Here is a 16705-nt window from a genome sequence, read left to right as displayed (position 1 = left end):
CAGGATGCTCGCTTTCCATGGGGCGTGAGCTGAGCCTCCTCGGCAAGCCTGCGGGGTCTCACCCTTCCCGCTACTCCCATAGGAGTCTCCCACCTTCCACTCCAATCAATGTCTTTAAATTGAATTAAATCTTTTTCAAATATGTGTTTTGTAAAAAATCAACAATTAACAATAGCAGAGCCAAAAACAAAAAAAAAAGATTACTTAAAAAAGTAATCTTTCAGTGTGTAGACAAAGTCTTATTTATCTGATTTTCAGACTGATTGAAAACGTTTGTCTTTCGAGGCGCGAAGCCTGGTGAGGAGCAGAGTTACCCTTTAACGGTAATGAGCACCGCAGGATGGCCAAGCAACGAAGAAAGCGAGCGTTTGTCAACAGTCTGAAAGATTACTTAAAAAAGTAATCTTTTTTTCCTATTAACTATGCAATCCCCCTAATAACCAAGGTCGTCTTCGATAAGGACCAATTGGAATTTGAATGAGAGATGTTTTGCCTATTTCATCTAACTTGTAGATCTCATCGCATAATTTAACATCAAATCCTAGAAGTGGGTGTCCACCCAATCCTAATGCAGTAGCAGCTATAAGTAGGTGCTGAACCATCATTCCTGATTCCATTTGCTGAATTCGATATCCTCTATAACTATGCGTCGATTTTAAATGTTCTTTATTTCCAACTACATGTAGACAGATTGGAACTTGGAACAAGTTTATATTTGCAGCATTCATTCCATTTTGGAGCTGTAATCTATAGTTTCCTAAATTAATTGGAATTAATGAATGAGTCTTTTCATCATAACAATAAGCACCATCCGCAATGCCTTCGACGTTATTTAAACAAAAATACAATTTTGGTCTGTTCTTATTTTTTGGGTCGTTTTCATCTAAATCGTTTAAATAGGAAAAAGATGCTGTTGCTTCATATAGTAGCTTTGCCAATTGAATTTTATTAACAGGCTGGAACGAGAAGTCCATTTCAGGAGAAAAACGCTCTTTGCTGACCAATGCTAAGTCATAAGATAATCGGCTAACATCAGGTAATGTAATTCGTTGCTTTTCAAATCTTTCTTTATCTACCTTTTTGTCCACCTTACGAAATGTATTTGTTGATTCATTCATTGAAACTTTCGTCATCTTTCTTAACATTGGGTATTCTAGTACTTTCTTTGAAGTAACTAAATATCTATGTGAAATAACAGGTAACTCTTGAATCAAATCTGTAGTAGTATAAACCTCACTTTTATTGTGTTCATTAGCAAATAAAGATGATTTATCGATCGACATTGGAACGACACCATATATACTTTCATCACGTTCACGTAAACCGAGCAAATGATTTAAGGCCTGATCAAGGAATTGATAATATACTCCTGCTTTGAACCCAAATCGTTTGGCCATTTCCAAAATCTGTCCAATTAATACCCCAGAATCTAACCCTTGTAGACGATATGAAAAGTTATTGTATTTAAAGAAGTTTTTCCAGAACATAATTGAGACAAAAATAGTGCCAAAACACTTTGTAACATCACATTGATTTCCTAAAGCTCTCGATACATATGAATCAAAATTTCCTTCCCTAAGTAAAACTAAGCAATGACGTGCCACATCATAATGGTATATACCAGAGGAAAATTGATCACTTTTGAGATACACGTACAATTCACTTGGGTATAATGCTCCACCCGAAGGTACAAATCGTCTGTTTGATTGCATCATTTCCACTGATTCAATTGAACCTGAAGGAATTGCTGTTTGGGAAATTTGAGTTAAACCATATACATACCAAAGGAAATAACCAATTTCATTTAAATCAGGATTTTTATTAATCTCTTGCTCTACTAGGGTTAATGGAACATCTAGAGATAATGGAATAGTAGGTAAATCCTTATAAAGCTTATATGGCAATGGCGCATCTTCCCAATCCACTATCCAATTAGGTTGATTTGCCTTTTCAACATCAAAATGAAGGTTGTGTAGAAATGTCTGTAAACTCATCCATTTGCCTCCTAATACCACCTATGGGAACGGATGTGGATAAGGATTGAGTTGCTCCGGCTTCAGCGGTTTCTTTGCATAGCCTAATTTCACAGGTATATTTAATACTCGCTCAAGTCCAGTCAATCTTTTTAAATGCTGACCAAATGTCATTGGTAACATACCCGGTATTAAGACTTTTACACAGGATAATCCATTTCTTCTAATTTCAGGTGCCGTTTGATCAACTACAATGACATCAAGATTTATTTGTTGAAACGCTTTAAGCACATCTTTTAAATCATCAGTCAAATCATTATGCTTTGTGTTCCATTTGAATTCTTGTTCAAAAGTTCTTAAAGAGCGATTCTCACCCAATAAAAAATTCAATCGCTCCTGAGCCTGCGGTAACCCATATAACATTCCATGATCATCCATTTGCTTAACGAGATTATCGTCTAGTAGCATCCGCATACTTTTCGCGTAATTTTCTTCAAACTTTTCATCCAATGTTAACATCATTCCAGCTAGTTCATACACCGCACTTTTTACAGCTCTCACTGGATCAAGATGTGCTCCAGCCGCACAAATAATATTTAAACCTTTATCTTTTCGATTTTTTGCGATTGCTAAGATACTTGGAATTCCATTCTCCATAGTCGAATTAAACAAATGAAGTTCATACCCACCAACTGAACGCATCCGCTCAACCATTAAATCCAACTCTTGATCATTAGCTGATTTAGGATCGAGACGGGGCAGAGCTAGTTTTGCATACCAAGTCATTAAGAATGAGTCACGTTCCACAATTTCCATAATACCGTAGAATATCGCTTCCTCTAAGCTTCCACCTAAAGCGCACCCATTTGAAGTTTCATATACGAAACCACGTCCACATCCCAAGCTATAATAAGATAATATCTCTGGGACTAAAATAGGCTTTTCCTTCATAAACGAGTAGCCCCAAACCCAATCTATTTTACGTTTAGGATTAAATGGCTTAAACGGAAAATTTGGTAATGCATATTGCTCTTTAGAATGTGTACCAACTATTTCTGGATTTATTGCATAATCCTTTACATTCTGGTAACTATCTCGAATCACTGTACGTTTACCCCGCGGAGTAAGACCACAGTATCTTTCCAAACCTTCTAAAATAGCTGTTAATTCACTAGACTCATACGAAAGAGTACGCCCTGCTGTCCCCTCATCTCCTTGAATTAACGGTAGATTCACTACTACATCTGCAAACGGAGTAGATAAATCAAATGCTTTTCCGTTTAAAAAACCTGTCCGTTGACCTAAATAATCATTTACTAACACTTTTTTTAATTCATCCATTGAACGGCAACGATAACTAGATTGTGATATTTTCATACTTGGTTGTAGATTAATTACGGCGGAATCTGAAGAATCATCAGGTAATTGACTACAATTTGGACATAATGGATCTGGTAAGAAGAAATGATTGGAGCACTTCAACGATTTCAAATTTAATAAAAAAATTCGTTCATTAAGGCGTGTTTCCTTACCAGTCATAAATTTTTCAACTTCAGCTGAAATTAAATAGGCCATTTGTAAAAATCCAGTCCTAGTTCCCCAACTATCATTTAAAACTCCATCGCTTTCTAAGAAATACTGATTTATTTCCATCATTTCTCTTCGTTCTCGCCCTGCCATTAGACGTCTAAAATCGGCGCAATTGTTGCAACCTGTTTTTCCTGGATGTACCAAAGGGCCGATTATACCTTCCCCAAACGAAACACAAGCACGTAGCCATGGTATATTTGCTTTTTTTAAACTCTCATCAACTTTTTGATGCATTAAAGGGTCCCATCCATCATCCAAAACAAGAACTAAACTAGTATCCTTTGGTATTGTAATCTCTAAATCTTTTATATCAATTATTTGTAATTTATTTGAAAGTATTTCAGATACATACTCGGCCAATTGGCCTTTTCCAAAAATGGCAACCGCTGAATTCAAATTTGGTTCGCCTCCCTTAGCAAGACACCATAAATTCCCGCTAACTCATCGACTTTAAACAAATCTAGCATTAACTCCATTGTTAAAATCTGCTTATTATTTTGTTTTAATCTTTCCATAGCTAACTTTAAAATTTCTAAATGATTAGTGCTATTAGACACCGGAATGGTAATATCGAGTAAAACTTTTTCTTCAATTAACACGGAAGAACTCTCAATCGCTTGCGATGCATGAAGAGGTGTTTTATTTTGTGTCTCCTTAAGAGCTATTTTTAATGCTTCCTGTAAAGCAATCGTTAAATTTAAACCAACACTTCTATACCAACCATTCTCTGTACCAATCCAAACTACAGGAAATCCCAAAATCTCCTTTCCTAAAGCAATTTTGACAGGACCTTTCGCGGTATTTAATGCTTTTAAATAAAATTCAACCCGATCATCCTCTATTTTTATTAAATTCACTTCCTGAACATAGTTTTCAAGACCGATAGATTGTTTATTAAGTATTTCAGATAAACATTTTTGTAGTCCCCTACAAATGCTTTCCGAAAAAGTTTGCCCAGTACATATAGCAATATATTCTTGTGGTTCTATTTCAACTTCAGTTTGAGTTTCTAGATTCAAAATAAGTTGATCTGCTAATTGAGTTGCATACATTTCAATTCCAGTTAGACCTGCTTCTCTTCGTGCTTCTTCGTGCGTTAACTCCGTGCATATCGTACTTGATAACAATTTAACCGGACCTTCTGTACGTGGATCCACTACTTGTATGCGGCATTGTGCCAAAGGAAGTTGATTTAACTCCCCTTCATCCCAAATATGAAATAAACCTGTTTCCTGTGAACTGAACTGACTTAAGAACGTTAATAGTTTACTTTGATCACTTTGTATACTATTTAGTTGTAACCTTAAATCAAAATCCTGAATTAATTCAGCTTTAGCTTTTCCGGTCACTAACGGATGAGGAGAAAATGTATGCCAGCTTCCTTCTAATGACTCTTGGTTAATTAAGAAAATTTGATTATTTTTTTCGAATTCATCTGCTTTTGTAATCTCTTTAAATAATTCAAACACGATCACATTTGCTAACATCGCCGAAGTAATTGAAGAGACAGGTTGTCGAACCTCTTCTTCACTCAATATGTTTTGATGGATACTTCTCCACGCTGATTCAAAACAAACTTCTGAATTCGGGGTCACTAGTGGACCAGCCATGCATATTTTATTAGTAGAGATTGTTGGTATAAACCTCTTTTTCTCTCTTTTACAGATTTCATTTAGCATTCTAAGTTCATAAACATTCTCTTCTTCTGAAACGTACAAGATTGAGTCAAAATTTGATACAATTTCTTGCAACGAAAGCTTCTCTCTTTTTATTAAGTCAACTTGAACCTCTATATCCGATTTTTGGGCATTTTCCACAATCTCTTTAATACGTTTTTTATCCGTGCTTTTTATATCCGTTATTAAGACATGAAATTTTGGCAAACCAGATTCAAGTAACGCTGAAACTAGTGAAACGATAATAGACCCTGCACCAATTGCTAGTATCTTAGCCTGACGATAAACTTGGAAACGATACGCACCTGATTCTCCAAAACTACTTAGAAATTCGATTTGACTTCCATATTTTTTTAGAATATTTTCCGGCAGTTGATGCGGACGATCCTTGCTTACATCTCTTGCGAATCCATTTTTATAGAGAACTTCACCTATTTCATAAATTCGATCGCGATATTGAACCGGTAATCCGTTTGTTAAATTTTCTAACGAGTGTTCTCCATTAAACATAGGAATTAATTTTTCAATCCACTGATAAACTGAGTTACCTTCCATTCGAAACGAACTTAAGTTATTCCTAAAATAAACCCCTCCATTCGAATCAGGTATAAAAAAAGTATCTCGATTAACTTTTAAACATGTAGCTGGATTCAATTTTGACATCTTTTCAACCCCTTCAATTCAGTGAGTTGTATATTAAATTTCATAAATACTTTCATCATATCCTATGTATTTTTAATTCCTCTTATGTCATAACATAACTAGGTTAACCCCTACATAAATATACGTAGGGGCTAGTTCCAAAATGGACAAATAGTTTTTATGAAGCATTACAATTAACGGTGACAGCGACCGCATCCACCACAATGACCGCATCCACCGCAGCGACCAAATCCAAAGCAACCTCCACAACCGCCGCAACCTCCACAGCCAAAACAACTAAAGAAAGGGAAAATTCCAAAACATGCTCTTACATCGTAACCGTAGCCTTGATATTGATTATAATCCCATGGTACTACTTGACTAGCTTGAAACTCTCCAACATCCAATTGTTGAAGATCTCTGTGAAAATCATACATATTTATAACCTCCGACATAAAATTTGAAAGCGATTAATAAGTAAAACGTAATTATGTGACTATTATCCGATTCGAGTGTGCTAGTTTGCAGACTCTCATCAACAAAATATGTAGAGTACTTGGGCATTGTTACCGATTCAACCACCCATTTTTTAACCATCATTTCTATATCTAACTCATTTTCTTTTGGCCAAAAGCACAATGTCCGTTTTCTTATTGCTTCTCCTGCACAATTTAGAATTTTAGTAGCCCTTCAAAGGTACAAAAAAAACATTAATCCTCATTAAGATTAATGTTTTTTAATGATAAATATGTCATTCTATTTCTACTATTCTTTGGAAGCTGATCTTTCAATTCTCTATTGTATAAACATTTTATTCTTTGTTTCTTTTTCAATCCATAACCTTTAAATAATAATAGGAATGGTAAAAAAAGAAGATCAAAGATGAATAATAAATCCTCCATCTTAAAAAAAGAATGGAAAGCATAGTCTACTCCTTCAATTTGGTCTATTAAAGAAGTTAATGTGAAAACTGCATATCTCTCTGAAACAGTACATACGATTAACACGAAACCTATTAGAATAGATGCAGTACTATAACCTATTTGTAATTCTCTTTTATTTAATCTTGTAAGAATTGGAAGTAAATATAGAATTGCAATAATAAAAATACAGAACAAAAATCCAGACATAGTATGTCGATTAAATACAATAGACTGAACTAATAATAGTTTTCCTAGAATAAAAAATATTAAAATTATCCTCATCATTTATCCCCTATTCCTTACTTTGTCTTTTCCTCTCATGCATTCTTTATTAGCCAAATTATATCTTTACCTTTTAAAGATTCATATGCTATTTTTTACCGTTCAAATAGGTAAAAAAACAGATTAAACAATCATTTACGATCTATTATTTAATCTATCTAAATAAATGAATAATTGATAATCATATATATTTTACCGTTCATAACGGTAAAAAAAGTCATATCCTTCTCTAACATCTACGTTTAAAATATTTTTAGAAAACACTATCTTAATAATATTTCTTGTGAGTGATATCACAAAATTCCATTTATGGTTTCTCATTGTTATGACGAATCGGATAGTGGTGTTGTTTTACTAAAAATTTTAGCAATTTACTAAAGTAGGGATGAGATGGATAAAGCGAGTTTACGTAGATTACAATTAATCGATATTTTAAGTAGTCAAGAAAAATGGTTTAAGACCGAAGAACTAGCTAAAAAGTTAAATTGCACTGAAAAAACAATTCGTACTGATATTCAATATCTTAATTCAACCTTCCCAGATGGATGGCATATCGATACGATAAAGGGAAAAGGAATCTATATTAATAATCCAATTAATTCCTCCTTGGATCAAATTCGTTCATTGTTTTTTAAAAATTCGTTATCTCTTCAAGTTATCATGTTTATTCTAGTAAAAGAAATTGAATACATTAGTGATTTAGGAAAGGTTTTATATACTCACCATAACACTGTATATAAAATTCTTGAACGGGTCGATCTATTTTTAAAATCATACGATCTAAGCTTAAAGCGTGCACCTCTGGAAATAGTTGGTAGTGAGTTTCAAAAAAGAATATTATGTTGTGACGTATTATATGGGCTATTTTCCCATACAAATAAATGGCCATATGATTCGATCTCTTTTTCATTAATTAAAAAGATTGTTATGGATACTTCTGAAAAAAATAACATATTTTTATATCCATCTACGCTTTATAAGTATATTTATTATGTTGGCACGATGCTCCAAAGAATCGATAGAGATCTTCACTTGGAATTAAACCATGATAACAATATTAAAGATTCGATTTTTTTTTCAATTGCCTCTGAAATTTGTATGCAATTAGAAGCAAATTATAAGATCTTAATCCCATCTAATGAAATACAAGCCCTTTCACTAATACTATCTACATTCCCTTATTTTTGCGATGAAGAAGAAAGTCGAGACGAAGTTATAAAACTTTACCATAGTAAATCTGAGAAGTTATATGTCGAACTGCATGAATTTGTTACGATGCTAGAAAAAAAACTCTTAATTAACTTACATGATAATGTTGATTTTATTTTCACTCTTCAAAAGCAATTTAAGGCTGTTTCTTTCGTTCTGTTTGTTAAAAGCAGAATCACATCATTTAGTTTAATTGTTGATTATGTACTAAAGCATTATCCTGACTTATTTAAAAAAGTAAAAGATGTATTTAGTGAATGGTCTATACTTTTTTCTTATCCAGAAGTAAGTAATGAAATAGCTGCTAAAATCACGTTAACTATTCAAGCTCAATTAATTAATTTAACAAATGTAAAAAAAAGAGTTCTATTATTAACAAGCCAAGGACATGGTGTTCATCATTATATAGCATCAAAATTAAATAAAGAATTCGGTAATAAAATACAATTCATCGAACCAAATAAAAGTGAACTTACTTCTGAAAACGTAAAAGAATTATTTTTGGACATTATTGTTGCTGATTTTCAAATTGATATAGATACCGTTCCAGTCGCTGTAATTAGTTCTACACTTTCCCAACGTGATATTAATCACATCGCTCAGCTATTAAAATGACAGATTTAGATTTTCTATTCATCTAATTTTTATTAAGCATTTGAAGGTGATTTTATGATAAAAGAAAAGCCAAATTTAATTACAAATGAATTAATTAATCTATTAAGACAACTTGATAATGATACGTTCTTGCATGGAATGCGTGTAGGAGAAATGCTTTATAAATTTAGTAGATATCTCAATCTCTCGTTACATCAATCTAATCAACTGCAATTAATTGGATATATACATGATATTGGCAAATTGTATATTCCAAAATCAATTATTTCAAAGCGTGGACCTCTCACTGATCAAGAATGGAATATCATGAAGATCCACGCGTTTATTGGATTTAACCTATTAAAAGATATTTTAAACCAAAAAGAAATTTTGAATGCAGTTCGATATCACCATGAAAATATTGATGGGACAGGTTATGAGGGATTAATTGGAGAACAAGTCGACTTTTATTCGAGATTAGTAAGAATTGTTGATAGTTTTGATGCATTAACAAATGACAGATGCTACCAAAATAAATGTTCAATAGAAAGGGCGTTAAAAAAAATACAAAAATTAAGTGGAGCTGTTTACGACAAAGAATTAGTAAACGAATTTACTAAATTTATTTTTAAGAATCATCTTTTATGTTAAAAATTTACACTCATGTATCGCTAGACCTATTCCTATTAACATGATATAGTTTCATTAAAATTATATATTTCACTCGTATAATCGTGAGGATATGGCTCACAAGTTTCTACCGGTTAACCGTAAATATACCGACTATGAGTAGTAACACAACTAGAATTACCAATTGAGCGAATCCATCATAAAAAACTCAAAATGTGTTACTTCACTCATTTTTACGGTGAAGTACATGTTTTGAGTTTTTTTTGTTTTGATTAAGGGGGAGTATTATGAAATTATTAATTAATAAAATTGAACAAGAAGGAATCGTATTAGCAAATGATGTCCTAAAAGTTGATGCTTTCTTGAATCATCAAATGGATCCGTTATTAATGAAAGAAATTGGAGAAGAATTTGCACGTCTCTTTTCTAATGAAAAAATAACAAAAGTTGTGACAATAGAGTCTTCAGGGATCGGGCCTGGACTAATGACTGCTCTTGCTTTAAATGTACCACTAGTATTTGCTCGTAAGAAAAAATCAATTACGATGCAACAAGATGTTTATACTGCGAAAGTGTATTCTTTTACAAAAAAAGAGGAAAATGAGATATCAATTTCTCATAAATGGTTAGAAGAAGGCGATAAAGTTTTAATTATTGATGACTTCTTAGCAAACGGACAGGCGGCACTTGGATTACTTTCTATTATCGAACAAGCAAAAGCTGAAGCTGTTGGCTTTGGCATCGTAATTGAAAAATCATTCCAGGATGGTGGTAAACTTCTACGTGATCGTGGTTATCGAGTAGAATCTCTTGCTCGCATTCAATCATTAAAAGATGGGCAAGTGAAATATGTAGATACAGGATTACCGGTATAACACATAACGATAACAGGAATAAAGAAAACATAAAAAAGACATTGTCAAACTGCTCCTTAGTCAGTAACAATGTCTTTTTATTATGATTAGGCCTTTTTTAAGATTAAATAGATGAAATACGGTGCACCAATTAAGGCAACAATAATCCCTGCAGGAACGCCTTCTGAATCTACTAAATTACGTCCGATTGTATCTGCTATTAAAAGTAAAAAACCACCAATTAAAATTGCTATTGGAATAAATAGCTGATTCCTGGGACCAACTAGACCTTTCGCGATATGTGGTGCCATTAGGCCAATAAACGCAATTCCTCCAGTTACAGAAACAGCAGAAGCTGCTAGCGCAACAGCAGTTAATAGTAGGATAACTCTCTCCTTCTCAAGTGAGACTCCTACTCCAATCGCAACAGGCTCATTTAAACTAAGAATGTTCAAGATGTTCGCTTTATATAAAGCAAAAGGAATTAATAGGATTAACCAAGGTAAGAATGCCCATATAAACGGCCAGTCCGTTCCCCATATATTTCCAGCCAACCATTTTGCAATAAAATCTACTTTGGCACGTTCAGCTGATGAAATTAAGACAATCATAATCCCGGATAATGCCATAGAAAAACCGATACCGACTAATACTAATTTTATCGGTTGAAGTCCCGCGTTTTTCTTATATGAAAATAAGTAAATAACGATTGCCGTTAAAATTGCACCACAAAATCCAACGATTGGAATGAAATAAACAAATGATCCCGCTTCGATTGGAAAATATAAAAAGAATACTGTAATGGCAACTCCTGCCCCAGCATTAAACCCTAAAATGCCTGGCTCTGCCATGTCATTTCTTGTTACCCCTTGTAAAATTGCACCAGATAGCGCAAGAGCCATACCAGCCATTAATGTAATGATCATTCTAGGTAATCGAATTGAAAAGATTACAAAATCTTCTTTAAACGTTCCATTTCCTAAAAATGTAGGAAGTATTCTGCTATATGGAATAGATGAATATCCCATACCGATTCCAATAAACATTGTAAGAAGGATTAATATAAATAACGCTAATAAGATCAATCTTTGTTTTCTAATGACAGCAGGCTGTATCATGAGAATTCTTTGCCTCCTTTATGTACGATAAACAAGAAGAAAGGAAGGCCAATCATTGCAACAATTGCAGCAACTGGTGTTTCATAAGGTATATTTATTGTTCGACCAAGTGTATCTGCTAAAAGTAAGAATGTGGCTCCAAATATAGCAGACATTGGTATAATAAACCGATAATCAGTACCTACAAATACGCGTACGATATGAGGTACCATTAATCCTAGAAATGCCATATTTCCAACTAATGCAACTGCTGCCCCTGCTAGTAATACAATAACGACGAATAATATTGCTTTGATTTTTGTTATATTTTGACCTAAACCGATAGCAACCTCTTCATTTAAACTAAGAATTGTTAGTTGACGCGCTAAGAAAAGTGCTATTACTATACCAATTACAATAAATGGAGTAATCGCTTTTACTTGCCCCCATGATGTACCAACTAGACCACCTGAAGTCCACATTGAAATACTTTGGGATAATTTAAAGTAAATACCTACACCCTCTGAAATTGCAGTTAAAAATCCTGTAACAGCTGCCCCTGCTAATACGATTCGAAATGGAGAAAAACCGCCTTTTTTCATCGAACCAATCCCAAAAACGATTAATGAGCCAACAGCAGCACCAATAAAACAAGCAACCATGATGCCAAAATAATTAACGTTTGGCAAAAAAGCCATTGTTATAGCCAAAGCTGCATTCGCTCCTGCTGTTAAGCCAAGTAATCCGGGATCAGCAAGCGGATTTCTTGTCATACCTTGCATAATTGAACCTGCCACGGCAAGCGCTGCTCCTACAAATATGGCAGCTACCTCCCGCGGTAAACGAATCTCACGTATAATTGAAATCTGTTGACTATTTACATTCGTAAATAGTGCATTCCATACGTCGCTAACAGTTGTATCTGCCGCACCAAAAACGATGGCTACAAGAAACATTGCAATAAATAGTATTATCCCCGTAACGAGTTTAAAAAAGAATGGTATCGATCCTTTATTTTTCTGTATCATTAGCCTCTCATCTTCTCTTTAATAGAATGAAAAAGTAGGAATTCTATTAAGTTTAGAATTCCTACTCTTTTTATATTAGTTACCTAGAAATTTCTTTTTAAAGAAATCTAATTGATAATCTAAAGTGTCTGGATCATTGAAATAGAATTCACTTCCATTTACTTCGAATACATGATTATTCTTTACTGCCGGAATATTTTTGTAAGTACTTGTTTTTTCTACAGAAGTATCTGTTTGATCAAACTTACTGAAAATCACATAGTCGCCCATAAATTCAGGTAGTACTTCTAATGAAATTGCATAATAGCCTGGTTTCAAAGCATTTTCTTCAACTTTTTTAGGCATTTTCAATTTCATTTCTTGATAAAGTATTTCTGTTCCACGTCCCCAGTTATTACCGTAAACATAAAGTTGTTTGTCGTATTTCTCAATTACAGAAACAGTTGCATCTGGACCAATTTTAGCTTTAATTTCTTCTCCAGCTTTTTGAGCGCGTGCTTTAAAGTCATCTACCCAAGCTTTAGCTTCTTTTTCTTTGTTTAATAACTTACCAATTTCGATATGTTGAGTTAAGTAATCTACTTTCCCATATGTAAAAACGACTGTCGGTGCAATTTTCTTTAATTTATCAAGGTTTTTAACATTATCTAATCCAATAATTAAATCTGGATTTAATTCAACAATTTTTTCAATATTATCATCTGAAACTACCTCAGCATTTTTTAACTTTTCAGCCCAACGAGGATTCGATTTTGACCATGAATCAACTCCAACGATGTTTACTCCTAATGACATGACATTCCCCGCAAAAGAAGATAATACAACTACTCGTTTAGGATTGGCAGGTACTTTTACCGGACCGTTCTGAGATTGATATGTAATTGTTCCTGATTTATTTGATTCCTTTTTAGAATGATCTTTGTTTGACGCTCCATTACTACAAGCACTTATAATTAGTACGAATACTAATAAAAATGGTACTAAAAATCTCTTCATTTTCTCTTCTCCTTATAATAAGTTGTACGTTATGCACATTGGTTTATTCGTTCTTGGATCTCTTCCAATTTCTGTATCTATTGAAAAAACTTGTTTTAAGACCTCATGCGTAATTACTTCTTCACAATCTCCTGCCTTTACAATTTCACCATCTTTTAGTGCAATGATGTAATCTGCAAAGCGTGCTGCCTGGTTTAGGTCATGTAAAACCATTACAATAGTCCGACCTTGTTCCCTGTTTAATTTTTGTAACAGCTCTAAAATTTCAAGCTGATGAGCCATATCTAAATAGGTTGTAGGTTCATCAAGAAAAATAATGTCAGTTTCTTGCGCCAATGCCATTGCAATCCAAACACGTTGACGCTGACCTCCAGAAAGTGAATCCACTGCTTTATATTTAAAATCTTTTGTACCAGTTACCTCAAGTGCCCAGTCGATTACTTCTATATCTTTTTTTGTCAATCGTCCAAATCCACTTTGGTATGGGAATCGACCATAAGATACTAGTTCCCCAACTGTTAAACCGCTTGCACTTTCTGGTGTTTGTGGAAGGATTGCCATTTTTTTAGCAAGTATCTTCGTATTCTCTGATGAAATATTTTCTCCATCTAAAATAATCGTTCCTGATTGATGTGAGATAATTCGTGTAATCGCCTTCAAAAGAGTCGATTTACCGCAACCATTCGAACCAATAATGGTTGTTATTTGTTTGTCTGGTATTTTTATATTAAGGTCTTTTATAATCAAACGATCACCGTAACTAATGGTTAACTCATCAGTATATAATCGTACCATTAAGTGACCTCCATTCATTAAGTATTTCAATTCTATTGATAATGATAATGATTATCAATTTCGCTTCACTACGTAAATATAAGTCCATTTATTAATATTGTCAATATTATTTTTTACTGAATTCATTGAAAAATTCTTATATATGGTTTATATTTTATTGAGAATGATAATCAATAACAGAACTTTCTGGAGTGAAGCGGAAATGAAAAAAATTGATCTATACGATGTAACGGTAATCGGAGGAGGTCCTGCTGGATTATACTCTGCTTTTTATAGTGGGTTAAGAGAAATGAAAACAAAAATAATAGAATTTCAACCACAATTAGGTGGTAAAGTACATTGTTATCCTGAAAAGATGATATGGGATGTTGGTGGACAGCCTCCAATTCCCGGTGAGAAATTTATTGGTCAAATCGTTCAGCAAGGATTAACTTTTGATCCTACTGTCGTATTAAATGAAAAAGTCGATACAATCACTAGAGATGATAACGGCAACTTTATTTTAGAAACTACCTCTGGGCAAACACATTATTCTAAAACCATTATCGTTGCAGTTGGAAGCGGAATTTTAAATCCAACAAAGCTTCAAATAGATGGTGCTGAAAGATTCGAAGTTTCAAACTTAAACTATACAGTAAAGTCATTAAAACGATTTAAAGATAAAACTGTCATCGTTTCCGGCGGTGGCAACTCTGCAATAGACTGGGCAAATGAATTAGAACCAATTGCGAAAAAGGTTTATTTGACTTATCGAAAAGATGCTCTAAAAGGCCATGAAGCACAAGTTTCTCAGTTAATGAATAGTTCTGTTAAATGTCTTTTTAATACATCAATTACAAAATTAATTGCTTCTAATGACCATGAAGAAATTGAAAAAGTTGAACTGACCAATCATGAAAATGGCGATGTAACTCATTTAGAAATAGATGAAGTAATCATTAACCACGGCTACGATCAAGATACTTCTTTACTGAATAATAGTGAAATAAAAGTAGAGATGATTCAGGACTACTATATTAAAGGAAATACAACAAGTGAGACTTCAATTGAAGGACTATATGCAGCGGGTGATATTCTAATGCATGAAGGGAAATTACAATTAATTGCTGGCGCATTTCAAGATGCTGCTAATGCCGTAAACAAAGCAAAACAATTCATCCAACCGGATGCAAGTAGTGCTGCAATGGTTTCATCTCATAATGAAGTATTTAAACAAAGAAATCGTGAGTTAATTAAGCAAATGATGAAATAATCTATCTAAACTTGTTCTATCTATTCATGATAAAATAAACGAAATATATGTGATTAGAATGCGAGTGAGTATGATGACATTAAAGTATAAATGTATCATTTTAGATCACGATGATACGGCAGTAATGAGTACACCTGAAATACATTACCCGTCATTTGTTGAAGCGATGAAAAGTCTCAGACCAAATGCTAAACCAATTACTTATGAAAAGTTTGTAGGGTATTGTTTTGAACCAGGATTTCATTCTTTATGTAAAGATATTATGAAATTCACCGATGACGAAATGCTCATTCAACAAGAAATATGGCAAAACTATACTTCATCAAAGATTCCAGACTTTTACGAGAAGTTTCCTGAAACGATAAAGGAATTTAAGAAACGTGGTGGGATTGTAACTGTTGTTTCTCATTCTCAAAGAAACAGAATAGAGCGAGACTATATAAAGCATTGTGGTTTTTTACCTGATGCGATCTTTGGATGGGAACTACCTGAGCATCAGAGAAAACCACATCCATATCCGATTCAAGAAATTTTAAACCGATTCAACCTTAAAGAATCAGAAGCTTTAATGCTAGATGACCTAAAACCGGGACTGGAAATGGCAAATTCTTGTCATGTTGATTTTGCAGCTGCGGGTTGGTCACATACTATACCTGAAATTAAGCATCAAATGAAAAAAGAATCAAAGTATTACTTTGATTCAATAGATGATTTTACACAATTTTTATTAGGCTAAACCAAATTTTCGTAAAGGAATTTGAGTGATGTTAATTTCCACTACAGTATGCTCGCTTTCCATGGGGCGAAACCTGAGCCTCCTCGGCATTGCCTGCGGGGTCTCAGCCTTTCCGCATCTCCCATAGGAGTCGAGCATTCTTCCGTTCCAATCAACTTATTGTTCAATAAAAGTATTCATAAAAATGGTATAAATATTCTTTACCTATAAAAATGATTAATCAGTTTAAACGACAAATTCAAAAAAGCATCGTCTTTTAAGATTTGAATTCATTTTTAAAAATTAGTATTTAATATTTTAACTAATGAAAAAGATCTAATAGTGATTTGAGTTTGATGGTGTTATAAATATTGCTCAGTACAGATTAACATTTCTCTTCATTAATCGATTATCAAACATACTAACTTTATTTCCTTTTTCATATTGTC

General features: G+C 33.5%; 14 protein-coding genes and 1 riboswitch. Of the genes, 5 read left to right on the top strand and 9 right to left on the bottom strand.

Going from position 1 to position 16705, the window contains the following annotated elements; translation table 11 throughout:
* Positions 1-416 precede the first annotated feature (416 nt).
* From B7R67_RS20330 to B7R67_RS20305, 5 genes are all read right to left on the bottom strand, one after another.
* The gene (locus B7R67_RS20330) at positions 417-1994 is read right to left on the bottom strand and encodes a SagB family peptide dehydrogenase (RefSeq protein ID WP_088072816.1); all 1578 of its coding nucleotides are present in this window, start codon (positions 1992-1994) and stop codon (positions 417-419) included.
* A gap of 21 nt (positions 1995-2015) precedes the next feature.
* Entirely contained in the window at positions 2016-3959 is a 1944-nt protein-coding gene (locus B7R67_RS20325; protein WP_088072815.1) for a TOMM precursor leader peptide-binding protein, read from the bottom strand.
* The gene (locus tag B7R67_RS20320; RefSeq protein ID WP_088072814.1) at positions 3956-5902 is read right to left on the bottom strand and encodes a putative thiazole-containing bacteriocin maturation protein; all 1947 of its coding nucleotides are present in this window, start codon (positions 5900-5902) and stop codon (positions 3956-3958) included. Before B7R67_RS20320 ends, B7R67_RS20325 begins: the two co-directional genes overlap by 4 nt.
* Before the next feature lie 173 nt (positions 5903-6075).
* The gene (locus B7R67_RS20315; RefSeq protein WP_088072813.1) at positions 6076-6318 is read right to left on the bottom strand and encodes a heterocycloanthracin/sonorensin family bacteriocin; all 243 of its coding nucleotides are present in this window, start codon (positions 6316-6318) and stop codon (positions 6076-6078) included.
* Between the two features lie 273 nt (positions 6319-6591).
* Positions 6592-7086 (bottom strand): hypothetical protein, encoded by a 495-nt coding sequence (locus B7R67_RS20305; protein ID WP_088072811.1) that lies wholly within the window; start codon positions 7084-7086, stop codon positions 6592-6594.
* A 390-nt stretch (positions 7087-7476) separates the two neighbouring features.
* On the opposite strand from B7R67_RS20305, the gene B7R67_RS20300 reads away from it, so the two are divergent.
* The 3 genes from B7R67_RS20300 to B7R67_RS20290 all read left to right on the top strand — a co-directional run bounded on the left by B7R67_RS20300 (position 7477) and on the right by B7R67_RS20290 (position 10394).
* The gene (locus tag B7R67_RS20300; RefSeq protein WP_088072810.1) at positions 7477-8910 is read left to right on the top strand and encodes a BglG family transcription antiterminator; all 1434 of its coding nucleotides are present in this window, start codon (positions 7477-7479) and stop codon (positions 8908-8910) included.
* 54 nt (positions 8911-8964) lie between these two features.
* Positions 8965-9540 carry an HD-GYP domain-containing protein gene (locus B7R67_RS20295; RefSeq protein ID WP_088072809.1) on the top strand — a complete coding sequence of 192 codons (576 nt, stop codon included), beginning with the start codon at positions 8965-8967 and terminating at the stop codon, positions 9538-9540.
* A gap of 53 nt (positions 9541-9593) precedes the next feature.
* Positions 9594-9695: riboswitch (purine riboswitch) on the top strand.
* A 111-nt stretch (positions 9696-9806) separates the two neighbouring features.
* Positions 9807-10394, top strand: coding sequence for a xanthine phosphoribosyltransferase (locus tag B7R67_RS20290; RefSeq protein WP_088072808.1), 588 nt, complete (start codon positions 9807-9809; stop codon positions 10392-10394).
* Between the two features lie 86 nt (positions 10395-10480).
* Here the strand turns inward: B7R67_RS20290 and B7R67_RS20285 are convergent, their stop codons facing one another.
* The 4 genes from B7R67_RS20285 to B7R67_RS20270 form a co-directional block, all read right to left on the bottom strand.
* The gene (locus B7R67_RS20285; RefSeq protein ID WP_088072807.1) at positions 10481-11491 is read right to left on the bottom strand and encodes a FecCD family ABC transporter permease; all 1011 of its coding nucleotides are present in this window, start codon (positions 11489-11491) and stop codon (positions 10481-10483) included.
* The gene (locus B7R67_RS20280; RefSeq protein WP_088072806.1) at positions 11488-12498 is read right to left on the bottom strand and encodes a FecCD family ABC transporter permease; all 1011 of its coding nucleotides are present in this window, start codon (positions 12496-12498) and stop codon (positions 11488-11490) included. Before B7R67_RS20280 ends, B7R67_RS20285 begins: the two co-directional genes overlap by 4 nt.
* Before the next feature lie 75 nt (positions 12499-12573).
* A complete protein-coding gene (locus B7R67_RS20275; RefSeq protein WP_088072805.1) occupies positions 12574-13494 on the bottom strand; it encodes an iron-hydroxamate ABC transporter substrate-binding protein in 921 nt (306 codons plus the stop codon).
* Positions 13495-13506: 12 nt separating this feature from the next.
* Positions 13507-14289 (bottom strand): ABC transporter ATP-binding protein, encoded by a 783-nt coding sequence (locus B7R67_RS20270; protein WP_088072804.1) that lies wholly within the window; start codon positions 14287-14289, stop codon positions 13507-13509.
* A gap of 202 nt (positions 14290-14491) precedes the next feature.
* Between B7R67_RS20270 and B7R67_RS20265 the strand changes: the two genes are divergently transcribed.
* A complete protein-coding gene (locus B7R67_RS20265) occupies positions 14492-15541 on the top strand; it encodes an NAD(P)/FAD-dependent oxidoreductase (protein WP_088072803.1) in 1050 nt (349 codons plus the stop codon).
* A gap of 73 nt (positions 15542-15614) precedes the next feature.
* The gene (locus tag B7R67_RS20260) at positions 15615-16277 is read left to right on the top strand and encodes an HAD family hydrolase (protein WP_088072802.1); all 663 of its coding nucleotides are present in this window, start codon (positions 15615-15617) and stop codon (positions 16275-16277) included.
* Positions 16278-16705: the final 428 nt, after the last annotated feature.

The sequence above is a fragment of the Gottfriedia luciferensis genome (assembly GCF_002156865.1).
Taxonomy (GTDB): domain Bacteria; phylum Bacillota; class Bacilli; order Bacillales; family Bacillaceae_G; genus Gottfriedia; species Gottfriedia luciferensis.
This window is presented reverse-complemented; position numbering and strand designations above follow the sequence as displayed.